The 25,797-nt window shown below is 59.3% G+C and carries 25 protein-coding genes and 1 tRNA gene; 4 read left to right on the forward strand and 22 right to left on the reverse strand.

From position 1 onward, the window contains the following. Positions 1-7: 7 nt before the first annotated feature. Complete coding sequence (locus EYW42_RS06515) at positions 8-559, forward strand: acyltransferase (protein ID WP_135534444.1); 552 nt, start codon at positions 8-10, stop codon at positions 557-559. Here the strand turns inward: EYW42_RS06515 and EYW42_RS06520 are convergent. From EYW42_RS06520 to EYW42_RS06545, 6 genes are all read right to left on the reverse strand, one after another. Then, positions 556-1,323 carry a mechanosensitive ion channel family protein gene (locus EYW42_RS06520; RefSeq protein ID WP_135534445.1) on the reverse strand — a complete coding sequence of 256 codons (768 nt, stop codon included), beginning with the start codon at positions 1,321-1,323 and terminating at the stop codon, positions 556-558. The two genes, EYW42_RS06515 and EYW42_RS06520, sit on opposite strands and share 4 nt — an antisense overlap. Further along, the gene (gene dacZ / locus EYW42_RS06525) at positions 1,323-2,135 is read right to left on the reverse strand and encodes a diadenylate cyclase DacZ (RefSeq protein ID WP_135534446.1); all 813 of its coding nucleotides are present in this window, start codon (positions 2,133-2,135) and stop codon (positions 1,323-1,325) included. The genes EYW42_RS06520 and dacZ overlap by 1 nt, the downstream gene beginning before the upstream one ends. Positions 2,136-2,214: 79 nt before the next feature. Continuing rightward, positions 2,215-3,057, reverse strand: a complete 843-nt coding sequence (locus EYW42_RS06530; protein ID WP_135534447.1) for a rhodanese-like domain-containing protein — start codon at positions 3,055-3,057, stop codon at positions 2,215-2,217. 81 nt (positions 3,058-3,138) lie between these two features. Continuing rightward, complete coding sequence (locus EYW42_RS06535) at positions 3,139-4,440, reverse strand: DUF7405 family protein (RefSeq protein WP_135534448.1); 1,302 nt, start codon at positions 4,438-4,440, stop codon at positions 3,139-3,141. 76 nt (positions 4,441-4,516) lie between these two features. Continuing rightward, complete coding sequence (locus EYW42_RS06540; RefSeq protein WP_135534449.1) at positions 4,517-5,497, reverse strand: DUF7282 domain-containing protein; 981 nt, start codon at positions 5,495-5,497, stop codon at positions 4,517-4,519. Further along, complete coding sequence (locus EYW42_RS06545) at positions 5,494-6,564, reverse strand: iron transporter (RefSeq protein WP_135534450.1); 1,071 nt, start codon at positions 6,562-6,564, stop codon at positions 5,494-5,496. Before EYW42_RS06545 ends, EYW42_RS06540 begins: the two co-directional genes overlap by 4 nt. Positions 6,565-6,746: 182 nt before the next feature. Here EYW42_RS06545 and EYW42_RS06550 point away from each other — a divergent pair, with 182 nt between their 5' ends. After that, entirely contained in the window at positions 6,747-8,087 is a 1,341-nt protein-coding gene (locus tag EYW42_RS06550; RefSeq protein WP_135534451.1) for a twin-arginine translocation signal domain-containing protein, read from the forward strand. A gap of 294 nt (positions 8,088-8,381) precedes the next feature. Then, positions 8,382-10,361, forward strand: a complete 1,980-nt coding sequence (locus EYW42_RS06555; RefSeq protein WP_135534452.1) for a carboxypeptidase regulatory-like domain-containing protein — start codon at positions 8,382-8,384, stop codon at positions 10,359-10,361. 1,315 nt (positions 10,362-11,676) lie between these two features. On the opposite strand, the gene EYW42_RS06560 is transcribed toward EYW42_RS06555, so the two are convergent. The 4 genes from EYW42_RS06560 to EYW42_RS06575 all read right to left on the reverse strand — a co-directional run bounded on the left by EYW42_RS06560 (position 11,677) and on the right by EYW42_RS06575 (position 14,738). Then, entirely contained in the window at positions 11,677-12,138 is a 462-nt protein-coding gene (locus EYW42_RS06560) for a hypothetical protein (protein WP_135534453.1), read from the reverse strand. A gap of 940 nt (positions 12,139-13,078) precedes the next feature. After that, positions 13,079-13,573: a hypothetical protein gene (locus tag EYW42_RS19755; protein WP_202613823.1), complete on the reverse strand. Its 495-nt coding sequence runs from the start codon at positions 13,571-13,573 to the stop codon at positions 13,079-13,081. Positions 13,574-13,788: 215 nt separating this feature from the next. Next, positions 13,789-13,886, reverse strand: a tRNA-Leu gene (locus EYW42_RS06570). 564 nt (positions 13,887-14,450) lie between these two features. Then, positions 14,451-14,738, reverse strand: a complete 288-nt coding sequence (locus tag EYW42_RS06575; protein ID WP_135534454.1) for a winged helix-turn-helix domain-containing protein — start codon at positions 14,736-14,738, stop codon at positions 14,451-14,453. A gap of 101 nt (positions 14,739-14,839) precedes the next feature. Between EYW42_RS06575 and EYW42_RS06580 the strand changes: the two genes are divergently transcribed. Continuing rightward, positions 14,840-15,829: a DNA-methyltransferase gene (locus EYW42_RS06580; protein ID WP_135534455.1), complete on the forward strand. Its 990-nt coding sequence runs from the start codon at positions 14,840-14,842 to the stop codon at positions 15,827-15,829. Between the two features lie 2 nt (positions 15,830-15,831). Here EYW42_RS06580 and EYW42_RS06585 read toward each other — a convergent pair whose 3' ends face one another. The 12 genes from EYW42_RS06585 to EYW42_RS06635 form a co-directional block, all read right to left on the reverse strand. Further along, the gene (locus tag EYW42_RS06585; protein ID WP_135534456.1) at positions 15,832-16,659 is read right to left on the reverse strand and encodes a hypothetical protein; all 828 of its coding nucleotides are present in this window, start codon (positions 16,657-16,659) and stop codon (positions 15,832-15,834) included. After that, on the reverse strand, positions 16,659-17,399 hold the full coding sequence (locus tag EYW42_RS06590; RefSeq protein ID WP_135534457.1) for a hypothetical protein: 741 nt from the start codon (positions 17,397-17,399) through the stop codon (positions 16,659-16,661). The genes EYW42_RS06585 and EYW42_RS06590 overlap by 1 nt, the downstream gene beginning before the upstream one ends. Before the next feature lie 135 nt (positions 17,400-17,534). Further along, the gene (locus EYW42_RS06595) at positions 17,535-18,245 is read right to left on the reverse strand and encodes a recombinase family protein (protein WP_135534458.1); all 711 of its coding nucleotides are present in this window, start codon (positions 18,243-18,245) and stop codon (positions 17,535-17,537) included. Then, positions 18,242-18,610, reverse strand: coding sequence for a hypothetical protein (locus EYW42_RS06600; protein ID WP_135534459.1), 369 nt, complete (start codon positions 18,608-18,610; stop codon positions 18,242-18,244). Before EYW42_RS06600 ends, EYW42_RS06595 begins: the two co-directional genes overlap by 4 nt. Beyond that, positions 18,610-18,804 carry an AbrB/MazE/SpoVT family DNA-binding domain-containing protein gene (locus tag EYW42_RS06605; RefSeq protein WP_135534460.1) on the reverse strand — a complete coding sequence of 65 codons (195 nt, stop codon included), beginning with the start codon at positions 18,802-18,804 and terminating at the stop codon, positions 18,610-18,612. Before EYW42_RS06605 ends, EYW42_RS06600 begins: the two co-directional genes overlap by 1 nt. 70 nt (positions 18,805-18,874) lie before the next feature. Then, positions 18,875-19,006, reverse strand: coding sequence for a hypothetical protein (locus tag EYW42_RS20315; RefSeq protein WP_259371279.1), 132 nt, complete (start codon positions 19,004-19,006; stop codon positions 18,875-18,877). 333 nt (positions 19,007-19,339) lie between these two features. Further along, the gene (locus EYW42_RS06610) at positions 19,340-19,591 is read right to left on the reverse strand and encodes a hypothetical protein (RefSeq protein ID WP_135534461.1); all 252 of its coding nucleotides are present in this window, start codon (positions 19,589-19,591) and stop codon (positions 19,340-19,342) included. A 730-nt stretch (positions 19,592-20,321) separates the two neighbouring features. Continuing rightward, a complete protein-coding gene (locus EYW42_RS06615) occupies positions 20,322-20,522 on the reverse strand; it encodes a hypothetical protein (protein WP_135534462.1) in 201 nt (66 codons plus the stop codon). A 2-nt stretch (positions 20,523-20,524) separates the two neighbouring features. Continuing rightward, positions 20,525-21,328, reverse strand: a complete 804-nt coding sequence (locus EYW42_RS06620) for a hypothetical protein (protein WP_135534463.1) — start codon at positions 21,326-21,328, stop codon at positions 20,525-20,527. A 211-nt stretch (positions 21,329-21,539) separates the two neighbouring features. After that, the gene (locus tag EYW42_RS06625; protein WP_202613824.1) at positions 21,540-22,799 is read right to left on the reverse strand and encodes a hypothetical protein; all 1,260 of its coding nucleotides are present in this window, start codon (positions 22,797-22,799) and stop codon (positions 21,540-21,542) included. Further along, positions 22,796-24,280: a hypothetical protein gene (locus EYW42_RS06630; protein ID WP_135534464.1), complete on the reverse strand. Its 1,485-nt coding sequence runs from the start codon at positions 24,278-24,280 to the stop codon at positions 22,796-22,798. Before EYW42_RS06630 ends, EYW42_RS06625 begins: the two co-directional genes overlap by 4 nt. Continuing rightward, positions 24,277-25,797 carry a hypothetical protein gene (locus EYW42_RS06635; RefSeq protein ID WP_135534465.1) on the reverse strand — a complete coding sequence of 507 codons (1,521 nt, stop codon included), beginning with the start codon at positions 25,795-25,797 and terminating at the stop codon, positions 24,277-24,279. The genes EYW42_RS06630 and EYW42_RS06635 overlap by 4 nt, the downstream gene beginning before the upstream one ends.

Consider the following 25,797-nt stretch of genomic DNA (forward strand, 5'->3'; position numbering starts at 1 on the left):
CCGAGCCGTGACCGACGACGACACCGAGACGCCGGCGGAGTCTCAGGGGACCGCGACCCGCCACGACCGCGTCACCGCACACGCGACACCCGGCCCCTTGAACTCCCTCCAGCACTGGCCCGAGGCGAAACCGTTCCTGCGGGTCGCGTTGAACTACGTCGTGATCTGGATCTGTCGGGTGTCGCCGAGTCTCCGGCTGAAGAACTGGCTGCTCCGTCGGATCGGCGTCACCGTCGGCGAAGGCGTCTCGTGGGGGCTGGAGTCGACTCCGGACGTGTTCTGGCCCGAACTGATCACCGTTCGCGACCACGCTATCGTCGGCTACGACGTCACCGTCCTCTGTCACGAGTTCCTGCAAGACGAGTACCGCACGGGCGAGGTCGTCGTCGGCGAACGGGCAATGATCGGGGCCGGCGCGATCCTCCTCCCGGGCGTCCGGGTCGGCGAGGGTTCAAGCGTCGCAGCTAACTCGCTTGTCACCGAAGACGTACCGCCGGGCGAGACGGTGGCTGGGGTGCCGGCACGGCCGATGAACGGCGACCAGTTGGGCGACGATTAGTTCCGCATCCGGACGATACCTTCCTCCAGCACGCGACTGTTCGGGACGATGAACTCCTCCTCGTCGTTCTCGATATGGGTGACGAACACGTCGACCTCTTGGACGATTCCCTCGTGCTTGCCGATCCGAACGTTGTCGCCGATGCCGTACGGTTCGTTCAGTAGCAGATAGACGCCCGCCGCCCCGGAAGCGAGGAAGTCCTTGAACGCGAGACCGCCGAGAAAGACCAGGCCGAACACGTACACTGCGAGCAGGACGATGAGCGCGTCGGTGTTGACCCCGATCTGGCCGAGCGCGACCAGCGAGGCGATGTAGAGGACGCTGTACTTGACAACTTTCGGCAGGATCGACACTTCGGGGAGCTTGACGCCCCGGAGCCGCTCGCTGATGACCAGTTCCGCCTTGTCGGCGACGACGAACCCGACGATCAACACGAGCGCCGCAATGAACAGCTGCGGGACGAAGGAGGTAACGCGTAGCCAGAACGTCTGTGCATTGACAAGCCGCGCGATGTGGATGGCCGTCAGGACGGCGACGCCGTAAACGAACCAGGAACTCAGTCGCGCGACGATGGTGACCGTCGACGTTCCGAGACTCTGGGCGGTCCGCTCGAACGGCGTTCCCTCGATCGCACCCGGGACGCCCGCGGCGGTGAGCAGGCGCTTGTTGAGTTTCCCGACCAGATACCCGAGTAGGATACCGACAGCGAGTACCGCGGCCGCCAGCGCCGCCGGCTGGTCGGCGACCATTCGCCACTCGACCATCAGTAGTCCTCCGGATCGAGTTCGAGCACTAGTTCGCCTCCTTTGAATGCGCGAACGAGCCCGTCGCTCTCGCTCAGGACGATAGCGGTCGCGTTCGTGTCACGGGTGACGGCACCGCCGGCCATGTGGCGCGCGCCGAGGCCTTTCGGGATGTCGACCCCCTCCGCAGAGGGTTCGAGATAGCGATACGCCGACACTATCTTCCCTGAGTCGCTGATGACGAACGCCCCGTCGAGCCGCGAGAACTCCTTGAGCATCACGTTCACGATGGGGTCGCCGACGTGGACGTGAGACTTCTCGAATGGGTTGTACGACAGGGGGCGGGATTTGTTCATCACCTTCCCCGCGTCGCCGACGACGAACAGCGCGCCGACCGGTTTGCCTTTCTGGCCTTTCTGCCCCAGTTCGATAGCCAGTTCCAGCACGGCGCGAATAACGCTCGCCTCGGCCCGGGAGTCCGAAAACAGGTTGTAAATCCCCGACTCCATGGTCTCGTCAACGCGGACGCGTGTGACCGTATCTATTTCGTCGCTGAACATGGTTACCGCGCAGGCGACCACGTCGCCGTCCTCGACCAACCCCTGTTCGAGCGCTCCCTCGATGCCGAACCGTATCCGGTCTGCCACGTCGTCGAACTCAAGCGGGAGTTCGACGAACTCCTCGGCACCAACGGCGTTCTCATCGGACACGACAAGCACCGGCACTTGCGCGTCGGCAATCACGTCTTCGTAGTACGAGCCGCTGGGCGAGAACAGCACGACGGCGTCGACGTCCGGCAACAACTCCGCGAACAACTCGCTTGCCTCCGGCATTGCTTGATTCAACTCACCCTCAACGAAAAAGGTTTGCGTCGCGTCATCCGCCCGTCAGACGCCGTTCTCCCGACATCTGTCAGGCCATATCAGCGGTGACAGTCTTATCAGCGAGCTGTCGTAACGGCGCTTCCACGACGTATCCCGGTGTTTCGACGACGATGGGGTCGCTCAGGTCGACATCGATAAACCGGAGCGTGACGCTAAAGCGGCCGTCAGAATCGATGCTCGTCGCCTCGCGCTGTCCGGACGGCTCGTGGCGGGCCCAGATGTCCTCGCCGCCGTACCGGGCGTCGGTTCGCCCCCGCACGGCATATCCGAACGGCGTCTCGGAGAGGTCGTTCCCCGCCATCGCGTAGTCGCGTTCGTGCCACTCCCAGAACCCTTCGTCGATGACGTACACCTCCTCGTAGCCAGCGTCGATGAGCGACGCGGCGCGGACGGAAGACAGGTGATGCGGACACCCGCAGTAACAGACGATCCGGTCGCTTTCGGGCCAGTCGCGCACCGGGTCGGAATCGTCCTGGTTCCACGCCGGTGACAGCGCCGCACCGTACACGTGGGAGGTGTCGAACTGCTGTTCGCCGCGGGCGTCGGCGATCCGCGCTTCGCCGCGCCGGTACCAGTAGTTGACGACATCGATGGGCGCGAGCGGTACGTCCACGCCGTTTTGCGTGTTCGTCTGGAAGGCATCGGTGTCTATGGACCGTTTGTTCGGTACGTCGTCGAACTCCGGCGGATAGCCGTCTGCAGGTGTCTCGTCGGGCGGGAAGTCGCCGTTCGTTTCGTACTCGCTGTTTCTCTCCGTCGACGCGGTCGTCTCGGTGTTCGTATCGTCGGTCGACGTATCGTCGTCCGACCCGAGACAACCCGCGAGGCTGGCCGTGAACGCCGCGCTCGCGAGAAACGTTCGTCGTCTCATACAGTTTCTTGTCCGATCATATCTGTTTAATGTTCTGCTCGCAGTACGGTCGAAACTTGCCCGCGAAGGCAGTTTCGCCGCTTACTCCGGTCGAGGCCTCGGAAGCGCGCGGTGTCGGCGCGGCGGAACCAGGAAGTTCCCGCGATGTTTCACGAAGATGTACTCTAGGATCCCGTTGTTCACTCGCTGACGAACCGAGGGGCTGTCGACGTCGGTTCCGTTCATGGCCTGACGGACCCGTTCGAACTGGGCGATATCTTGCTGAAGCGACGGGAAGTGAAGGCTCACTTCGTCGTTGTCAGTCGATTCGACGTGGCGGCGGAGCAACAGGGGATTTCCGTCGTCGTCACGGTTCGAACGGGCCATCTTCTGTGCGTGCCCGACCCGGCCGAACTCGCGGGCGTGGTCCGGCATCGCCTCGGTCGTCTCGGGCGTGACTCCGCTGTGGTCTCCCAGTTCGTGTCCGGTCGACTCGACCAACCCTTCCTCCGAGTGGAGCGGACTGAACATCTTCTGAGTGCGTTCCTCGAAATCGTTCTCGACGTACCAGTCGCTGAGCCGCTGGCGGATCGTGGCCAGGTGTTTCGTCGTCCCCTCGGCAAAGGGTCCCTCGTCGATGCTCACGTACTCCTCGGTCGCCTGGTTGCCGACGAAGCCGGCTTTGAACCCCATAAACAGCGGCGACTCCTCGGGGACCGGCTTACTGTCAGGAATTCCCTTGACGTCCTGGCGCTCGGCCGGCATGCCGTCGCCGATGAACCCCGTCCGGCGGTCAGCGTCCGTGACGACATCGAACAGGGGCGTTTCCATCTCGACGCCGTTAGCCTCGACGTTCCCGCGAAGCGCCTCCTCCGCTTCGAGAACCACGTCCGCGCGGTCGCTCGACATGTGTAACAGGGCGTCCTGCGTATCGAGTTCCGGTTCCTCGAATGACGAGAGCCGTCTCGGCTCGGGCAGGTTCACGCTGTCCGGGAGCGACTCGTCGAACCGGTCGAAGTACGACGGTGAGTACGCCACGGAGTAAATGAGCCCCTCGTTCGAGCGCTCGTACGCCCGGTCGAGCGTAGCGAGAGCGGACGCGACCGTCTCGCGGGCCTCCTCGCTCGGTTCGCCCGACTCGTCGAGGTTCAGGTAGAGGAAGACGTGGTGTCGGGGTAACACGGCGTTGCCGTGTTCGTCTTCGGGCAACTGGTCGTTCCAGCCGTGCTGGCTGGCTGGGAGGTCGGCTGGGTCGTCGACCCCGGAGGGGACCGGTCCGGCCGTCGTCTCCGACTCGCCCGACTCGTCATCGCGGTCGAGACACGCGGACAGGGCCGACGCCCCTCCCATCGCGACGGCCGCTTTCATGAACTCGCGGCGCGACTGGTCCGGGGACAGCGTCATCGTCGCCCCCTTGGGTCCCCGAGCAAATGGGGGTTCTGGTGCGATTCTCGAAGGGGGATCCCGCGCTCTCCAACGGTCATCGCCGTCTCCCCGCCAGTAGCAGTCCCAGCAGTACGGCGACGACCGTTCCAACGACGCCGACTGCGGGCGTATCCGTTTCCTCGCCGCCCGACGTGCCGTCGTTCGCGTCATCGGACGCTCCCGTCGTATCGTGGCTCGTGGCCGCCCCTGTTGTCGTCGGTTCCGGCGTGTTGACGCCGACGGACATGTCCGATTCGGTCGCGTTCAGTTGCGCGACGATCCGCGACTGTACCGGCGACCCGGCGACGGTGACGGGGTCGTCGCGTTCGGCATCGAACGCCCCGTCGCCGTCGTCGTTGTACACCGACACCCAGAGATACACTGTCGAATCATTGCCGGTGAGCATCTCCCGGTCGACCGGAACGGTTGTGTTCTCGTGCGTCCCGCCTTCGAGTCGCTCCCGGCCGATTACCTCACCCGGTTCGCCCTCCTCGTTCGCCCTGACGACGAGATACCCGTCGTCGGCGAGTTGGACGCGCGGGACCGTCACCGAGTCCTCGACGGCGTGTCCTTCGAACGAGGTCGCGACGACACTGACCGGCTTATCACCCTCCCGAACGTCGAACTCCGCCCCGGCGAGGCTTCCGAACGCGGACACCGGCGTGTCGGCGTCCGGGTCGAACTCGTCGCCGCCTTCTGCATCCCGGTGGAGTACGGCTACGAGAGATTCGTTGTCCGCGGCGGTGTCCCACCACGACTCGTCGAGCGAAACGGAGACGCCCCGGTGGTAGCCTGATTCGATCGCCACGTGTCCGAGTATCTTTCCGGGGTCGCCGTCGTCCCTCTCGTGGATGACGAGGTAGCCGTTTTCGAGGATGAACAGTTCCTCGACAACGACTGTTCCGTCAGCGGCCACCTGCGACCCCGCTGTGACGTGGTTTCCGTGCGCGTCGGCCGGCGCGGAACCGATCCCAAGAAGCGGCGCGACGACCAGCATGAGTGCGACCACGACAACTGCCGACCGTCGGCCGTTCATAATGTCATGTCCACTGTCGGCGTGTCCAGAAACGCCGTTTCGTACCCCTGGTGGCGGGCGACCTGCGGCGGCACGTCGACGGACAGCGAGAGTTCGTCGCCCGTTGCGACGCCGTCGACGAGCGCTCCGTAGTGGTAATCCAGTTCGGGGTCGAGCGTCCGTTCGAACGCCCCGTCGTACACCGTTTCGCCGTCCCGAGTGATCGTTCCGGATAGCCCCATCGCCGGCACCAGAAGGGCGTTGTACCGCGTCCGGGCGGAGACTGCGACGTACGTTTCGTCGCCGAACCGCTCGTCGCCGATACTCGTGACGACGTACGTGATCCCATCGGCTGTGGTCGATCCGAGTACCGTCCCCGGCAGGTCGGCCGGGTCCTTCGCCCGACCGATCGGAAGCATCCCCATGTCCATCGGTTCGACCGCGCCGGGATCACCGCCGGCATCGATGTCCTGCGTGGTCAACTTATCCCGCTGTTCCTTCGTGAAATCGAAATCGACTGTCGCGCTCGCAGGGTCCTCGAACCGGCCCTCGAACGACCCCGTTCGGCGGAGATCAGTTCCGCCGATACTCACTGTCACCGAGTACGTTCCGTTGTCGCCCAGCTTGAAGTTCGCGCCGTAGTGAAAGCCCATCCGCTGGGAGAACATCGGATAGATGACCTCCTCGGAGACGAGGTCGCCGTCTCGAGTGATCTCGACCGAGAGGCCGGTGTTGGGCAGGACTGTCTCCGTCTCTGAGTCCCAGACACTCGCCATCAGGTGGAGCGAATGGTCGTCGCTACGCGGTTGCTCGGACCGCTCCGTCCCGGTCACCGTCCAGAACTGGTGCGGGAAGGTGTAAAACACACCGAACTCGTACTCCCCGCTCGCCGTCGTCCCGGCCGTGAGCATGTTCTCGACGAACGGTTGCACGTAGATGCCGTCGGAGTCGGGCGACCCGGGTTCGGTCGACGTGGTACTGTCCGTCGGTTCCGCGTTCGTCGTGTCGCCGTTGTCGGTCTGACCGTCTAAACAACCGGCGAGGAGGGGGACCGACAGGCCGGCGGCGAGATACTGTCGACGCTTCATTCGGCTGCAATTGGGGTCGAAACAAGAAAAGTCTCCGGTTCGTTTTCTCTGCCGACATCGATCCGCTGCTCTCGGACCTTCCGACGGGGTGCATTGTGCGGTCTACCGCCGGTCGACCTCTCTTCTCACCGTCTCTGTTCCGGTTGCATACATTTATACTACTCCGAAGTAAAATGACATCTATGGTTCACTCACGACGCACGTTCCTACGCGCAAGCGGAGTGTCCGCCCTCTTGGGTCTCGCCGGTTGTACCGGTATCCTGGAGGACGACGATAGTCTCACGCAGGCTGGCGGTCAGCCCGAATACGCGTCCTGGCTGTACGACCCCAAGGACCTGCTCGGGATCGACACGCGGGGGTTCGCGTCCTACGACGTGGAAAGCGTCATGGAACAGCGCGACGAACTCCCGCAGGACCCGTTCGAGGGTCTGGAACAGGCCAACGAGCAGATAGAGGGCGTGGACCTAACCGAGATCGCAGAGTTGACCGCCGTCGGCGGTAGCACGCTCAACGTCGAGCGCGACGACGCATCCTCCGGGGCGTCGTTCGTCGTCGAAGGGTCGTTCGATGTCGACTCGATCCAGACCCAGATAGAGGAGGAAAGTGACAGCGACGCGGAGTATCAGACCGGCTCCTACGAGGGGTACGAGCTGTACTACGGCGACGATGGCAACCAGTACAGCGACATGACCGTCGCTTTCGCCCTCGACAGCGAGCACATCGTCGTCGGGATGATAGAGGACGCCGACGTGACCGGCCGCGATGCTGTCGAGAAGATGATAGATGCCAATAAGGGCAACGCGGACCGGTACTACGACCAGAGCGAGTACGCCGAACTCCTCATCGACAAGCTAGGCGAAGCGACAGTCGTGATGGGCGGCCAATTCGACCTCGGATCGCCCGTCCGCGACCAGATCTCGGACCCGCGCGCCCGGACACTGGTTGAGGGGCTCTACGGCGCCGGTATGTCGGGTACCCTCGACGGCGAAACGACCGACAACGAGATCATTCTCGCCTACGACGAGGAGACGGAGGTTCCCGTAGACACCGCACAGGACCTCGTGGACGAGGCCCGCAATCAATCGCCGCGAGCCTTCGAGAACATAGAGGACGTATCCGTCACCGGCGGTGAACGGACGCTTACTATCTCGATGACTCTGGACGCCGCGGCGTTCTGGGAGAACTATTCGGGGATGACGGGAGCCACCAGCATGTCCGGTTCGGCCAGCAGTAGCAGACAGTCGGAAACCCCGATGGTGTCGTGGGAGGCCGATTGGGAGGAGACATCGAACGGCGGACTGGTAACTATCACGCACCATGGAGGAGACAACGTCGACGCTGACAACCTGTCGATCGAAGGCGACATCCGCAGCACGTCGGAGTGGCAAGGATCCAGTGACGGCCGGATCACCGCGGGGAGTTCCATCGAGGTCGAGGTCGAATCCGGCGGTTACGTCGAACTCGTCTGGGAGGGCGATTCCGGATCCGAAATGGTGCTTGCCTCGTTCGTGAATCCGAACTAGCGGCGGTTTCTACCCGGTTTGTGTGTGACGAGGCCGCTCTCTACGGCGTCGGAACGCTCGCGACGTTTTCCCGGTCGTGTCTTGGACCTGTTTCGTCGAGTCGGGTTCTCGTTGCTGGACTGTGTCCCGCAGATTATTCACAACGGATAACTCCCCGTGAACAACGGGTTGCGAAACGATTTTGGGACAGGAATTTAACATAATAGCCACGGAGAGTACAACATATTGTCATTCCAGCTCGGTCCCTCGCGGTGAGAAATAGAACTGAACCACCACTAACAGTTACACCAAATTATGTATAAGAAGACGAAACTCCTCGCGTTGGCTCTCGGTATCGTCGTGGTCACAAGCGTTGTCGTTGCCGGCACCGCTCTCGGTTCGATGCCCGTACGTGCGACTGACGGTGGCCACGAGTCCATCGACGCCGCGGTCGGATCGTCCGGTTCTCCGGGGTACATCTCGGGACAGGTAGTCGACGAGGAGAACAACGCGATCTCGGGGGCCTCGGTAACTGTCGAAGACGACTCCGGATCGGTCGTCGCGTCTGAGTCGACGTCTGCTTCAGGCGAGTACACCGTCGAGGTCGCTCCGGGCGAGTACACGGTCGTCGCCGAGAACGACGGAACCGAGGGACGAACCTCGGTCACCGTCGAGTCGGGGTTTACGACTTCGGCGGACATTGTCCTCGTGACCGCGTCACCGGGATACGTATCGGGGACTGTAACGAACGCAGGCAGTGACCCGATTTCGGGGGCATCAGTAACCGTCGAAAACGAGACCGGTTCGGTCGTCGCGTCCGCGTCGACGTCTGCTTCAGGCGAGTACACCGTCGACGTCGCTCCGGGCGAGTACACTGTGTACGCTGAAGGCGATGGAACGGAGGGGCGAACCTCGGTCACCGTCGAGTCAGACCAGACGACGGGAGCAGATATCGTCGTTCGTCCTGTGACCGAATCCGGGTCTATCACGGGCGCGGTGGTCGACGAGGAGAACAACGCGATTTCGGGGGCGTCGGTGACTGTCGAAAACGACTCCGGATCGGTCGTCGCGTCTACGTCGACATCTGCTTCAGGCGAGTACACCGTCGACGTCGCTCCGGGCGAGTACACTGTGTACGCCGAGAGCGATGGTACCGAGGGACAGAATTCGGTCACCGTGTACTCTGCGAAGACGACCACTGCGGACTTTGTTCTCGACGTCCCTGACCGTCCCGGTGCCATCACCGGCACCGTATTCGACGGCGAGAACGACTCGATTTCGGGAGCGGTGGTGTCTGTCAAAGACACGTTCGGACTGGTCGTCGCAGAGACGACGACAGACGCAGAGGGAGACTACACAGTCCTGATCACTCCGGGCGAGTACACGGTTGTCGCCGAGAGCGACGGAAACACAGACCAGACGGCGGCAGTCAGTGTCGAGTCCGAACGGACGACTGAGGCGAACTTCGTCGTTTCCTCTGGGTCGGACCCCGGAGAGAACGAGCCGCCAGCAGCGTCGATCACGTGGACGACAGCGGACCCTGTCCCCGGTCAAGAGGTGACGTTCGACGCCTCGGCGTCCGCCGATTCCGACGGCGAGATCGCGAGTTACACCTGGGACTTCGATGGCGACGGGCAGGCAGATGTACAGACGTCCAGCCCGACAGCTACCCATACGTACTCCGAGGCGGGGACCTACACCGCAGTAGTGACAGTCACTGATGGCGACGGCGCGACGGACACCGCATCAGAAACGGCGACGGTCGAGGGTGGTGACTCGTCTGCCGAACGCCATCTCGAATCCACGCAGATAGCACCCGGGGGTGAGACGACGATCACCGTGGAAGCCACCGCACAGAGTAACGATCTGACCGTCAGCGAATCGTTCTCTCCGGAGGTCGCGGCCGCGTCGATCGAATCTGTTACTGTCGACGGGGAGTTGCGGTCCCCGGTCGTTGAGGTTGCCGATCCCACAGGTGCGCTCGTCGCCGTTGGCGGAGTAAACCCGGGCCAGACAGTTGTAACTGAGTACACGGTCGAAGCGGGCGAGAACGTCGATCCGGGAACGACCTACTCGGTCTCGGGATCGGTGACAAGCGACAGTGAGGTCTCTCTGGGGAGTGACGATATCGTCGTCGTGGAAGGGAGCCCCTTGGACGGCGTATCGGGTGAATACGACGCGGATAACGACGGGGAAATCGATCTCGGTGAACTCTCGCAGGCAGCTACCCAGTACGCGAGTGGCGCGCTCACTCTCGCCGAGTTAAGCGAAGTTGCAACCGCCTACGCTAGCTGACTGTCTCGGCCGCTCGCGAGTCCCCTCGTTCACGACTGGACTGCCGCAACGCGGTGTTTTGACCCGGTATTGACTGAGGGCGATTCAGGTCTGCTTGGCGAGATTCGAAAGGGAACTGAATGGAAAACGATAAATCCTCGTCAAGTGCAGGAAGACTCAATTGATTAGTTCCGTTCTTTCTCTGCGTTCTCAACCGCTTCCTTGGCTTCTTTTGGCGCCCCGGGTCCTGCTCCCCCTAACTTGCCACAGAAGGGACAGTAAGGAACCGGATCATCTTCCCATTCCCAAGCCCACCCGCATTCACAATGAAGCATTGTTTCTCACAGACGTAGTTGGAGTGCCACGTTCAATACTGTTCGGACGTCTGAGAGGAAATCACCAGACGGTGATCGGGGGTTTCACCCATCGGGGCGGGACAAGTTTGATGAGGCGTCCGGAACCCCAATCCGCCTCTAATTCATCGTCACAGCCTTTCGTTGGGTTCGCCTGATATAGTTGCTTTGACAGGCTGAAAACCGCAAGGAGGCTCCGGGTTATTGTATGCGCGGGACCGGATTTGAACCGGCGGACCCCTACGGGACAGCGTCCTAAGCGCGGATGTGCCGTAGGCACGTTAATGCGCCAATTTTGGGGTGGCAAGTCCCGATTTCGGCCTGCCTACCGACACAATAGCCGCCTTGTATATAAAACACCGACCAAGACAGCGTTAAGTGCGTCTCTTTCTACACGATGAGACTGTCTGAATCCTTCCCCCGTATTATTATATCTTTGACATCAATATCAATCATCTCACATCAAATGGGCCAATAGAGGATTCGTGAATTTGATTTTGTCTTGTATTTCATTCGAATTTATCTTGATTTGACTTATCCTGATGGTTATGTTCTGATTGGATCCGACTTGCGAGAGTATGATTGTTAGTTTGACTGGCAGATCGTTGCTGTGATCTGGCTGATGTATTCGTCTCGTCCATTTGTCGTGATTCTGTCTCCTTATCTATCTGCTTTGAAAGACTGTTTATCTGAGATGATGGCGGTGGTCCACTATTCTGAGGTTCCGAGTCAGACCGGGACCACAGTATTCCGCTGATGACTGTAAGGAAAAAGCCAAAACCAATCGCTGGTCCACGCGCCGGATTTGGTGCCTCATATGTTGTTTGGACGCAATCTTGCCCATAGGTGTAGGGCGAATTCATGCAAGTTTGCGTTGTTTGAGTTTCGGTAGCTGGCATCGCCAGTCCACCCAGCAGCACGATGATCCCGATTACAGTGAGTATTGCGTATTTGTTCATTTTAGATTGAGCTGAGATGTTAGATCAAATCGATGACATCATCATTATCATAAACACAAAAACCATCGCAAAAACTACATACATGAGCCAATTTCCACTTGATTGGTTGCTACTATCGGTAACTTCTTTTGTTCCATTAGCAGTCATATGCTGGTCGGCCAACTCCACAATTTCGGACATTGGACGATCCTTCAGATTATGTATGTTGGAAACAAAACGACGGACGTACTTGTCCGGGTTAGCTGTAATATTCGTTGAAACTTCTTTTTCACCACTAACAGTCATTACCGTCTGAGAATTGTCCCCGCCAGCATTTTGGCATTCGACAATTACCTTTTCACCGTAACTTCCGAGGCCAGCGCCAGTTTTACCGATTATGTAGTTTCTTTCCTGATAATATGTTTTGATCCCAGAAGTATACTCAAATGCCAGCTTTGCGATATCTATTGCATCTGTTTCGCTGGCTTTGAGTTGTACTGACTCCATGTGGGATAGTCGCATCAGAAATGACTTATAGCTTACTATTACTCACAAACAAATAATCAAGTAACCCCATATTTCATTCCTCAATAAAAGTATATTGTTGGGGGAAGTGGATATAAATATATTTGGAGTGTGTGCGGCAGGTTGTATCCTAATTGAAGATAGGGGCCTATAGACATCCTGATTATTACAAAACCAAGTGACTGGGACGTTATATTTGGTAATCTTAAACGCGAAAACCTCGGTTTTACCACTCCCAGGATGAATTCCTGTTGTCTTAGACAAATAACGCATCTCAGACATATTATTGGAAATTTCGTTGTTCCAGTGGATTTCGACCACTGAGACGTCATGTATAGTTATCAAAAAATATAGTATTATTAAAAATGGACTGTTCGGAGCGAAAGCTGCAATCTGAAATCTAAACAGCGGGTGAATCAGGGGCGGGAATTTCGGCCTATTGGCAATAGTTACTCGGTGAGTGATTTCTCAATCTGCTCTCGGATTTGATCTGCTTCTTTTCTGGCGCTCGGAAATCTCTCTTCATCTTCCTCTTCGCGTTTCATTTCTTCTTTGATGAAGGACCGCTGACGTGGACTAAGTTCCATAGCGGTCCTTCATTATATATTAACTTATACATCCGGGATAAGTTTTTGCTACTCTTATCATCGTACTATATTAGGACTTGTTTAGACGCATGATTTCACGGTCATGAATGGCTGACGCTGGGTTCGATGTTTCTGACTGCGCATTTCAAGACGAGTTCGCATAGGTCTTTGATTATCCGGCTCAGTTTGTTGGAATCGTAGCGATTCCCATGCCCAGTGAGCCAGAGTTTGTCGGTATCCTGGTATTTCGGTTGGTCCGATCGTTCGTCTATCCACTGCTCTAACTTGGCTGAACCATCTTTCGGGATGCGTAGCAGGCCGTTCTCGGATTCACACTAACCTACCCGAGCGTTCCCAACCTCTGGACGAAGTCCAGCGTCAAGGCTCGTCCAGACGAGAGACGTAAATTTCCAACTGTCGGGATCGGGTTCGAGAAGGTCTTGGACGGTTTCGTAGTTGGGAGTACTGTCTTTCCCGAGCGCGGCACGGCGACTCTTCCGACGCTTCGGTTTCGTGAGAAAGTCACGGGGACCGTTACTACTACCACCGGATTGGAAGTTCCTGGCAAACTCCCACTCGTCACGACTGAACTTGTACTGTAGCCATTTTGAGTACCGCCCCAGTTCTTCCAGAATCTTTCCCTTGGTCGATTCAGTAACGTCTCGAAACGTCACTTGTTCTATGTAGACTCTGGCGTCGTCCTCATCTGGTGGTGTTTTGTAACCGCCACGGTTCTCCCAGGCCCACTTGTCGAAGCATGCAGTGCGGTTTGATGTGTTACTGACCGTGCATGGTGAGTATTGCTTCACTTTCTTCGGGTTCTTGCCCATTCGAAGCAAGTATGCCAAGAATGGTTGTGGTACTCGTGGTAATCCACAACGACCTTATCGCTTAAGAACTCGCGTTGGTCCTTGCGGACGATTGTAATTGTTCGACTCCATCATATATGAATAGAAACTGTCACAGAGTTTCAGCGTATTCGGCTTTTCGAGCGTCATTTGGGGTCTTGTCGTTGTTGGACAAGCCGAAAACGAGCGGTAGCGAGTGCGCGGGACCGGATTTGAACCGGCGGACCCCTACGGGACAGCGTCCTAAGCGCTACGCCTTATAAGTGCTCGCTTTGGCGGTCACGGTGGCGCGCGCCTGAAATCACACGGGATGCGCGTTCGCGGTGTGCGCGGGCTCTTGCGGGCGTCTGGCGGACCCCTGGCGTCTCGCGGTCTTGCTTGTATCGCCAGCGTCTCCCCCGCGAACTATAAAAGTAATGCGCGGCACAGCGTTCTGCGATACCGACGTTGAGCCGTCCGCTGTCCCGTAGGAGTCCCCCGGTTCCAATCCGGTCCCGCTGTCTGTATTGACAATCCCTCCCCGCAGCTATTCGGTGAGAGTGCGAGAGGAGAGTGTCTGGTAACAGTGTGTGATCGAAGTTATGGTACAGGGCTCCTACTCTGCGTTGGTGGTCGTTCATCGTGCTCGTTGGGGGCGATAATCTTGCGCGATAACATTTCTTGGCCACTGTGGGCGGTAACATTGTCCGGCCACCGTGGTTGCTCACCGTGGGTGGGTGCTTGGGGAGACCACTAATCCTGACCGCAGTTGTTGAGGGTACAGGCCCACCCACCATCGTTAGCGGGTAGTATGGTCGTGCTGGCAGGACACCCCGACTGTTGGCAGTGCGGTCGTTGACAGTAACACGTGTCCCGGCGGTCAGTCGGGATCGACCATCCCCTGGTCCACCATGAACTCCCAGCACTCCTCACCGCGGTCAGTCAACGCGTACAGTCTGCCTTTCGTCTGTTCCTCCGGGACCAGCAACTCAACCAGTCCCTGCTCCCGAAGATCGTCTACAGCGTCAGAGACACGCGAATACGGGCGGTCAGTATCGTTCTTAATCTCCTTCGGAATCGCCGGTGATTCCGCTAATCGGCGTAACACCGCCACGCGGTGCTTCGACCCTTTGATGAACCCGGCGTCTGCTGCTGCTGTTCCGCCCACGTTGGTACGTCGGTTTACCCCGCCGTGGCTTATCACTGACTACAGGATACCTCGATGAGATTCGATATACTTACACCCCGCGGCAGAGCATAGAGACTAAGATGGCACAAAAGAACCCACAGATAATGAGCTACGATCTGATTAACGGGAATTCCTTCGAAGTTCTCGAAGAGGAGTTCCCAGATGACTATTTCCATGCTGTCGTCACGGATCCACCGTACGGGGTGATCGAGTTCGCTGAGGAGAACGTTGAAAAGATGCGGGACGGCGTCGGTGGTGTCTGGCGCATCCCGCCTGAGCTGGACGGGAATGAACGGAAACCCTTGCCGCGGTTCACTGTTCTCACCGAGGATGACAAGGAGATGCTGCAGGAATTCTTCAAGAAGCTCGGTGATGTTCTCGAATCTAAGCTACGGCCGGGAGGGCACGTGTTCATCGCCTCCACGCAACTCCTGATGCACTACGTCTCGAACGGGTTCGATGATGCCGGACTGGAACGCCGTGACGTGCTCGTAAGAGAGACGAAAACACTTCGCGGCGGCGATCGGCCGAAAGGCGCGCACGACCACCCGGAGTTCAAAGACGTGTCCTCGATGCCCAGAGTGTACTGGGAACCGTGGCTACTGTACCGGAAACCGCTCGAAGGGAAACTCACAGAGAATCTCGAAGAGTGGCAAACAGGCGGTCTCCGGCGTGAATCCGATGAACGGCCATTCACCGATCTACTGGAGGATGGGAAAACACCGAAGGCAGAGACTGATATCGTCCGTGAATCACACCCAGCTGGTGCTGATGAGGAGAAAGAAGCACATCCGAATCTGAAACCACAGTATTTGATGCGGGAATTAGTGCACGCGTCCCTCCCGCTTCAAGAAGGAACGATTCTCGACCCGTTCATGGGATCCGGGTCAACGATCGCGGCTGCACACGCGCTCGGGTACGATGCGGTCGGGATCGAGTTAGATGAGACGTTCTACAGCATGGCAGAGAACGCCATCCCTCGCCTCGCGGACGTCGACACTCCCGTTGAGGACCGCCCGGACTTCGACCACATCGAAAAGGAATCGGCGTCCTTGACCGACTTCAGCTGACTCTAATCACCGCACTTACCGCGGCTCCGGTGCGATGACACGCCACGGTCGTTCTTGAAGAACCGTCCACACCCGTCACACACGTTCGACCCGTCTGACTTTGGGAAGAGCGTCGGGTTCGACTCCCGGAACTCGGCGTCGAAGAGTGCGTGAATGCGCTTGTACAGTGTATTCCAGTCACCGTCACGTGACTGCGGGATCCCGTCCCGCGTCTGATACACCGGGTTCTTCCGGAGCTCATGCAGCGCTTCAGTCGGGAGAGTCGTTGTGTTCGTCCGATTCGAATCTTCCCCGCTCGGTTGCTCTTCCCAGTCATCCTCGTCCATCGAAGCGACCCGGACACTGAGAATCGAGATTGGAACGACGTCATCCGGTGTTCTGCCACGGGCGTTGATGTTGTAGTGAATCCCCAGAACCCACCCTTCGACGTTGTGATGGGCGGTGATCGTGCCGTCACGGGAGGCTTTCACTTCGACTCCGGGTACGGCTTCGTCCTTCGCTTTCTCCGGGAAATCGTCCGGCCATGTCCGGTCCCCTCTCGTGTAATGGATGTCCGGATATCCGTCGTCTGCCGGGTTGAGTTCAAGCCCGTCGTTCGGGTCCACCAAGGCGCGCGTGACACGGTCGCTGACAAACCCGCCGATCGCGTTGTTTGCCCTGAATTGCTCGTGGAACCGTCCGTATCCGTTTTCGATGTGCCACTCGTTGACTTCGTACCAGTAATCGTAGACCGACTGGATTGCGTCCGCGACTTCCTCCGCTGTGAGGGAGTACGGGAGCGTGGCTTTGTCGTCGTTAACAAGTTCGCGGTCCACGCGCGGCCGTTCCATCAATCGTCCCCTAGCTCGGTTTGCTCGGTCACGTACTGCGGGTTGTTCTCTGCGAATACCGGGTCGAACTCGGCGTGTTCCCGGCGGTACCGTTCTCGCGGTTTCGCGCGCCCGGTGATGTACTCGGGATCCTGGTAGATCGGGTTCGATCGGAGCTTGTCCATCCCGCTCTTGATGATGGATGACGTGATTGTCCGGCGAGAATCACCGGAACGGCCGCTGTGACTCCAGTCGTCTTCGGTGAGGTTCGCGGCGAGAACCTGCACGAACCGGATCGGGGCCATGTCCTCGATGTCGTCTTCAGGGTCCCCGCGTTCGTACCTGAACACTACGAACCAGGCTTCTTCGTTGTTATGCGCTTGCCACCCGCCGTTCGATTTCGAGCATTTCGTCTCAATGCCGTGTTCGCCGTGGTGTACCTCGAAGTCTTGCTCGGCGTACGCGTCGTGGTTCGTGGGGAGTAGGTCGGGGAATCCGTCGGGTTTCTGGTTAACGATGAGCGCGTCGCTGGCGTTCGCTAACTCTTCGGTGGCTGCGTTGCCGATGAAGTCGCTGAGGGCGTTGTTGGCGCGGAGAACAGTTTCGATACGACCGTGGTCCTCTCGCATCAGGAACCTGTTCAAATCGTCGTAAAAGTCGTAGAAGCCTTTGATCGACTCTCGAACTTCGCCGGGAGTTACGCCGTAGGGGAGTTCCGCATCTTCGTTGAAGAAACGTTCTCTGAATTCCGGTGTTTGCATCTACATATCTGCCCGATGGACTGTTGATATACGTAGATTAATACGGTATACACCGGTGTAACGCGGTTTAGAAACGATTTACTTACACATCGAGTCGCGGGGTGACACCTGGTCAGAAGAAGATTCGTTTACAACTTACGCGGGCTCGGGTTCGACGATCGTCAACTTGAACCCGAGTCGTGCGCCGTCCGCAACAGCTTCGTACTGCTCGCGCCGGTCGATGAGTTTCCCGATCGTGGGGAGAGACCACGGGACGTCCTCTTCGATGTCACGGTATGTTGCGCCGTCGTCTCGCAGCTCATACACCCGTAACACGGTATCGAGTTGCCCATCAACTGGTTCTAAGAAACGCTTGTCGTCGTCGTACTGCAGTGCAGTCGGGGCTTCACCGATATACCAGTTTTTCTCCTTTCGCTTCTCCATCTCAGACTTCAGTCGTTCCACTTCATCGCGCTTCCCGTGGTCGTCACTCATGGCTTTGAACACTTCCATGAGGAAATCGGATGGGTCTTCGGGGTCTACGTACCCGCGGCTCACGGTGTGTAGTTCGACCCCCCATTCATCGAGGTCGAAGAACCGCCGGATTCGCTCGCGCTTATCGCGTCCGAATCGGCTGCCGTCACGAACGATGAGTGCGTCGAACTCCCCGTTCTCGGCGTCCTGCAGCATGTCGTTGTAGTCTTCGCGGGTGCCGTCCCATCCGGAGACGCGTTGTCCTTCGTTGTACACGCGGTCTACGTCGAATCCTTGCCGGTCGGCGTACGCTCGGCAGTCTTCGATTTGCCCGTCGATGCTCCGGTTGCTCCGGTCGCTGAGGCGGACGTAGATTCGCGCTGTGTCGGTCATCGGATCACCTTGACTAAATCTTCTAACTGCCCTGTCTCTGTGTCACCAGCTCCCGGGACTAGTTGTGCGTAGCCGTGGCTGAACAGCCGGATGTTGTAGGGTGATTCCGGGATTCGGCATTCGATTGCAGTTCCTTCTCGGATCGTTGAGTCAGTGACTTCTCCTACCACTACGTCACAGTACTGCCGGCGGCTCGTTTCGATTGTGATTGTGTCGCCGTCTGTGATGTCGTTGAATTGTTCCATCCACTGGTCCATGTCGATGGGGTCGTATTGTGGAACGATCCCGTCGCCACGGTGGATGTTTTCGATGGCTTTGGTGGTGGTGCTCGGTACTGGTGCTGGTGTGAGTCTGGTGAGTGGCATTATTCTTGGTGGATGGTGAGTTCCATCTTGTTACTGGCACTCCCGGCTGACCACTCGATTCCATCTCCCTGTGAGAGATCGAAGAACTCGGCCATTTGCTTGGGAATGGTGACTCGGTACTGTTTGGTTTCGCGGGTGTCTCCATCCGCGGTGTTTACCTCGGATTCAGTGACTTGGACGGTTGTTCTGGGCATTACTCGGTTAGTGTTATGTGTTGCACTAAGTATAGTGTTACGGTGAGGTGTTAGAGGGGTACTCCGAGCGCTAACGCTGTTCGTCGTCAACAGTCGTCCGCCAGGTGTTGCCACGGCGGTGTTCGTGTAGATGCTCCCACTCTTCGTCATTGAGGTACCGGATCGTCCGGAGTCTGTTGACAATCTCGTGTGGTCCGATCATGTCTTCCAGTAGGGGTGACACCCGGATAAGAGAGGATACATCCCTTGACGGTATGGAATAGATTAGGTTTCCTTACTCTGTTCCCACCAAGGGTTCGGGTCGATGAACCGGGAAACGATGAAACGGTACCATGCCAACCCCAGTGCTGTAGTCACGCTGAATGAGACGATGAGGACTCGGAACCCTTCACCCCCGGTCATCGGTCCTCACCGTCTGTGCCTCGCCAGCCCTGCATCATCAACCACATGACCGCGTATCCGATGGCACCGAAGAAGACTGCGGCTTCAGGGCCGAAATGACACCAAGACCGACTTGCTAAGGGGACGATCCCGATCATCGGTCCTCACGTGCGAGCTGCACCACTGGTGGGCCCTGCACGGTGAACTCTGCTCCGCATCCTCCGATCCCCTCATAGCACTTGACACGGTCGTCGCCCGGTTCGAACTCGATGAGGCCTTCGCACTCTGGGCACTCGGTCTGGAACCGAGGGGCGGGCACTGTCGTGACTGCAGCGTTCTCGATGACGGGGAAGTGATCTGCGTCGTTTGCGCGCCGTGCGATTTCATCGTCTGCTGGGTCTTGCATACCCGATACTCGGGGTTACACCCATTTAGGAGAGGTAACACGGGACTCAGGGACGGGGGGTGTCCGGAACTTTGACTGGTACTTGGTGACCGCGGATACCAAATGAAAAAACCGGCGTACATAGACGCGTCCGTGTCTGTGTGCGTCGTCGTGTACACCGCGGTGTACGTGCTTGTGTACGTACGTACGTACGTCCGCGAACGTGTACGGACTTGTGTGCGTCTGTCCGTCCGGGTCTACGGGCCGCGGCGTGGGCGGGCGGACCCACCACAGTCCGCCCGAACCGGGGTGAACACACTCTCTCAACCGCTCGTACCCTGGCGAGCGGCATTCAGTCTACGTGTTTTACCCACTTCATTCGCCGGGATCTCACCCACTGGGTCGCTCGATCGCGCTCGCGCACACTATGCACCAACACTCGTTTGGCGTAATCCACGCGGGCGTGTCGCACCGAGGACACCTGACCGTGCTCGCGTCCACTGCAGTGTCGTGCTCCTCGATGCAAGTTGCACCTGTCCGCGTCTCTGTGAGGCTCATGTGTCACTGTAGCGCGAGCACCCATTTAGGAGAGGTAACACTACCTGAGGGGGGAGGGGGTACACCCACCCCTATGCGCGCCCGCGACGCGCGCACGCGAAGCGACCGCCGTTGACAAACAAGCTCTTGCCGTCACTTACCCCGGGGTTCGTGGCTACGTGAGCGGCTCCTCCGCCCTGCAGAAAAGATAGTGTTACTGGTGAGCGCGTCGCCACCGAAGTTCGTCCGCCACCGCGGCTGCGAACTCTCGGAACGACATCGAGGACTCCAACGTCTCGATGTCCTCCTCAGGCCACCCGTGGTCCGCAAGCCGCTCGCGTGCCTCTGCGTGTCCTCGAAGGCACGCTAATTCCTGGTCGATACGGTCGTCCTGCTGGTCGGTGTGTCGTGTCATGGTTATGCTGGCACCGGCGTGTTCTCAATCTCTTCTGCAGTCCACCCTGCCTCGTTGAGGAGATAGTCACGCGCGTCCTCGTCACCCTCTTCCTTCGCGTACCGCAGCGCGCTCTTCTCCTGTTCCGAACGGAACTCCTCGTTCGACGTGTTCGCCGTATTCCCTTCGTTCTCGTCTGTCCTGTCACCCACGATCGACTCGCGGTTGCGTTTCGCTGCTCCACGCGCCTCACTCTCCGTTGTCAGATCCTCTGACCAAACGCTATCTAACCAGCTGCTCGCCGGGATCCCTTCATCGAGGATCGCGGCTTTCGCGCGCCTCGCGGTGAACGTGTCCGTCTCTGTGAAGTCGATTTTCTTCCGTTCGTCTTCCGTGAGCGGGGCTTGCCCCGCTGATGAATCGAGATCCTGCTGGATGTCCGTCGAACGCTCAGACAGCAACTGCTTGACTGTCGCTGGGGCGTCTTCAGCGAGCTCAACCGTGGTCGTTCGCTTGTCGTCCCCTGGTGCGAACACGTCTTCATCGAAGCGTTCAGCCATGTCTTCGCGGAACGCGTTCGCTAATTCCTTCTTGTACAGGTCTGCCTCTGAGCTCTCTCTGTACCGTGCGAGACCGAAGTTCTCCTCGCGGAGCTGGGCGATCTCGCTGTCGGTGAGGGGTTCACCGTTCGCTGGGGCTTCGGGGTCCAAGCTGCCTGCGGGCCCGAGATACGTCCAATCGTGTTCGTCACCGTCCCATTCCACTCGGTACGCGTACGGTCCCGACCCTTCCGGCCCGGGGACCTTGTGTGTCTGAATTGATGCCATTGTGTTTCGTGTCGCGTTGTCGTTTACAATTCGGTCGTGTTCGATGCGTTTCTGTGGGCGTGAACCCCGCTTTCAGGCGGGAGGATCGGTGTTCTCCGTGTCCGATTCGATGAGTACACGGGCCATTCGGTCGGCTTCATCGTCATCGAGGTCACGCGGGTGCTCGCGCTGTAGTGCTGCAGCGATTAGCTCTCGGTCACGATCGTCGCCGTCACGCTCCCCGGTAGCGGCTTGGAGTGCCGAGAGGGCGTCCTGCGCGCCCTGCGCGGCGTCCCGACCGTCGGCCCGAGTGTCTACCCTCCGCGCCTGCGTTGCCGGTGTCACGGGTGTCACGCGGCGTGTCACCGGGAGTGAGGCGCGGGTCCGGCTCGCCATTCCATTGGCTCCTATGGGCGTGACAGTAGCCACTCTCGTGCGTGACCGTCGCACCGCAGTCACCACCATCTGCCTTCTCACCTCTGCACTCTCGGTACTGGGCCGCCTGCTCGCCCGCGTTACCGGGGTCATCGCCGTCACCGTCGTCATCCTGGTACTCTTCCCAGTTCTCTACCAACTTCCCCTTCTGGATCTGATTCTCTGGGTCATCCAGATCCAGATCGAACGTAGCGAAGTAGTTCGTCGAGAACCCCCACTGAGACGACGACGGGACGTCCTGCAGGCCACGGACACGGAACCAGTGGTCATCCTCCGTGTAATCCTTCCACCCCTCGTACACAGTCGCACAGTCGATCAGACCGTCATCCTTCTTCCCATCAGCCTCAATGACGACGTCAGACTGGTTGCGAAGGATAGCTGCCAGGTCAGTGTCGTGCTCGTGCCCGATCGCAATCAGGCGCGTAGACCCGCCCTTCCCCTTTCGCAAGGCGTTGATAAACCGGGCGAAGATCGCGCCAACCTGCCCGCCACCGTGCGCGTGAGCGTTGACAGTACTCGACCACTCGTCACCAATCACGAGTTTCTCGCCGTTCGTGTCACGCACCCACTCAAGCATCCCGCTGATCGTGTCTGCGTAGTCCACTGCAGGGTGGTCGTCCGGCCCCTCGATATTCGTCAGGATCGAGAGTTCGCCGTCGAACTCGTGGTACAGGCGCTTCGCTAAGTCAATCGCCTTCGTGGACTTACCTGATCCCTTCGGGCCTTTGATGAGCGCCTGCTGCGCGGCCGGTTTGAGGGCATTGACAAGCAAGTCGTACCCGGTCGCCTCGATACTCGATTCGGAGAGACCGGTCGCAGCGTTCAACGTGGGGACGTGTCCTTGCTCGCGGGCGTCTCGAAGGGTGTGCGTCCTCGATGTCCGCCCGAGAATCGACATGAGCGGGCCGTCTTCGTCAAGCCCCGCGCGTTCGGCTGCGAGGACCATGTTCGCAACTGCAGTGTCACCGGAGAGTACGCCGTCGATATTCGCGTCGACGTCGCCTTCGCGCATCTTGTCCGCTGCGTCCGCGGCGTCGTACCCGCCTCCTCCGCTCATTGCTCATCACCTTCGTTTTCGTCGTCTTCTCCGTCGTCACTCCCGGGGTTCAAGCCGTTAACAACTTGTTCTAACCCGCTCTCCTCTTCGTCTTCGTCGCCGTCATCGTCAGTGTACATCCCTTCAAACCGCGTGTCCTGTGCAGCGCGGTTGAGGAGGGAGTCGATGGGGTCACTGTTCACCGTAGCGAGCTCACGGATCTCTTTGTCCACGGATCGCATCGCGTCGGTGTCACTCGCCGTAGCGATTGCCGGGAGCGCGCCGATGAGCGTTCGCAGCATCCGCGACTCGTCCCGTAACACTTCGCGGTTCCCGTCGATCTTACTGCGTTCAGAGATGAGTTCGACGTCGTTCGCCGTTCCGGGCCACGTTCCACGCGCGGCATTCCGCTTCGCATCGAACTCTTCGACAAGATGGCCTTTCCCACCTGGTGTTTCGACTTCGGCTTTCTTCCCGTCCACACGCATCTTCCTGACGCGCTCAGGACTTCCGCTGTAGACACCGACGACGTCCATTTCTTCTTTCTCCTGCAGTTCATCAGCAACGTCCTCGATATCATCTGCATCTAACGCTAACCCGCCATTGCTGCCGAGTGACGGGTCTAACACGTCACGTGCATCGATATCGATCACGAACTCCTTGGCAGGCTCCCAGACTCGCGTCACGATCGCGTACGCGGGGAGGAATCCGATCACAGTCATCGCGCCTGCAGCGGTCGTAACAACGCGCTGTGAATCGGTCATATCTCCCCACACTGCCCCGATGCTGGGGAGCATCCCGAGTCTGACTGCAACGAGATATCCAACGATTGCAGCTGCAGTGAGCAACGCGTACTTGTGACGGGTGAAGAACCGTTTCGCCTTGCCGAGAACCCCGTCTACGGGGTCCTCTTCAACGCGGATGCGTTCTTCAGAGAGGAGTTCTTTGTAGGTATTCTGGTGTTTGCGGCGAAGGAACCCGGCGGCAAGACCGGTGGCGACTAGCACTCCGATCCCCCCGCCGATCGCACTCCACCGGACGACGTCCACGGTCGGGCTCGCGGCCATCACATCGACAGTCCCACGTTCGCCGCTCGCAGCCATCATCTCCCCGCCCTCCTGGATCGTGATGAGGGCGTCATCGGAACTCAAGTGGAATCGAAGGACGTGTTGTCCCTCAGAGGGCCTGTATACCTCGAACGGGACGCTTGCACGTTCGTTGCTCCCGATATCGACCGCGCCAGAGTCTGTGACGGCGATCGGCCCGCTGTGACGTTCTGCAGTCACCGTGATTTTGACAAGGCCGTTGTCGGCGAATTCGACTTCGTGAACGGTTACAGTGCCGAGTTCGCCGGCGATTTGCGACGTATCGATATCGCTGGCGTTGACAGCGTCGTCACCACCGGTGGTCGTAGTCGTGTTCTCCTGCGCGGCTACAGGCGCTGCTACACCGGCTGTGACCGCCAGTAACACTGCCAGCGTGAGGAGGGCGGCGCGTCTCACTCCCCACCACCCTCCCCATCATCATCTGCGACTAACCCTAACCCGAGGATGCCCGCGATCCCCCATGGAAGCCACTCCAACCCTGGACTGTCCGACGACGTGACACCGCCGCCGATCGGGTCCTCCGGCGCGCACGACCGCGACGGCGTCGCCTGCAAGACAGGGTAATCCCCGTTCACGGTGCCCCACACGGAATCGAAGTCGAACTCTGCGAGCGTATCCTCCGCAGTCGTCCCGGAGAGGTCTGCCGTCGCCACGCCCGTAACACCGGACATCCCGCCATCAACCGGGGTTACACTCACGCCTGAGCTCTCGAAGTACCCTGCAGACACCGTCGGGACAGTCGTTGCGACTACACCGCCGACAGCCCCGTCTGCAGCGCTCACTGTCCCGCCAGCGTAGTACGCGCGCTCGATCGTCGTCCCAGTCACCGGCGCGCCTGCGATACCCGCCGTCTCACTGAGACTGCCGGCGTTCGGTGCTTGCACGTCACACCGGGAGTACGCGTCACTGAGGCGCGTTGCGGCGTTCGCATCGTCCGTCGTCCCGACAATCCCACCGGTCGCAGTGCTGCTGGACGTGTTCGTCACAGTGCCGTCCGCGGACGTGTTACGGATTACACCGCGGTCATCGCCTGCCGCGGACGGGTTAAGCTCCCCGACCACACCGCCCGCCACCCCGTGGCTGGTTATGGTCACGTCCGTCTGCACGGTGTCGATGAGACCGCCGGCGAGCCCGACCGCCCCACCGACGATTGCCGCGCCGTCAACGTCTCCTGCGGGCTCCAGAACCCCTGCAGCGAACGCATCGCGTAACACTGATGGTCCGAGTAGTTCGCCAGCGACAACCCCGTGATGGACAGCGTTCGAGGCGGGGTTGACAGTGACACTGGACGCGCACAGAGTCTCGATGGTCGTGCTTGACGCGCTCCCGACTACACCGCCGACTGCCTCACGCCCGGTCACAGTCACGGTATCGAGTGTAACGTCAGTGATCGTCGCCTGCCACGCGTACCCGGCGAGCGCTCCGACGTAGTCACGCCCTTCGACGTCCGCGCCGGACAGGGTGACACCCGTGACTTCGCCGGACTCTCCGATATACGCGAACAGTCCGGCGTAGTCTGTCGATGGCTTGCTGATCGTGAGACCGTTGACAGCGAAGCCAGCGCCGTCGAACGTCCCGGTGAACCCGTTCGAGGAGGTGGCGATTGGCTCCCAGTTGTCAATCCCGCTCGCGTCGATGTCACTGGTGAGCTGGTAGTGCGCGGTGAGGTCGTTCCTGACTTTATTGAGGTCTTCGACCGTCTCGATGAGGTACGGGTCGGCTCCGGTCCCCGACCCGGACAGCCCGTCCGTGGTCGTGCTGGTTTGCGCTGACGCGCTTCCAACCATGTTACTCCCCACGATCGCTGCTGACAGTGTCACCCCGCCTCGCAGCACATCACGTCGCGTAACACCCGTGTCCTCGTCGTCGTTGACAATCCGTCCGCCGTCGTGTTCTGTGTTTTTGCTTGTCAT

The organism is Halostella pelagica, assembly GCF_004762015.1.
Taxonomy (GTDB): Archaea; Halobacteriota; Halobacteria; order Halobacteriales; family Natronoarchaeaceae; genus Halostella; species Halostella pelagica.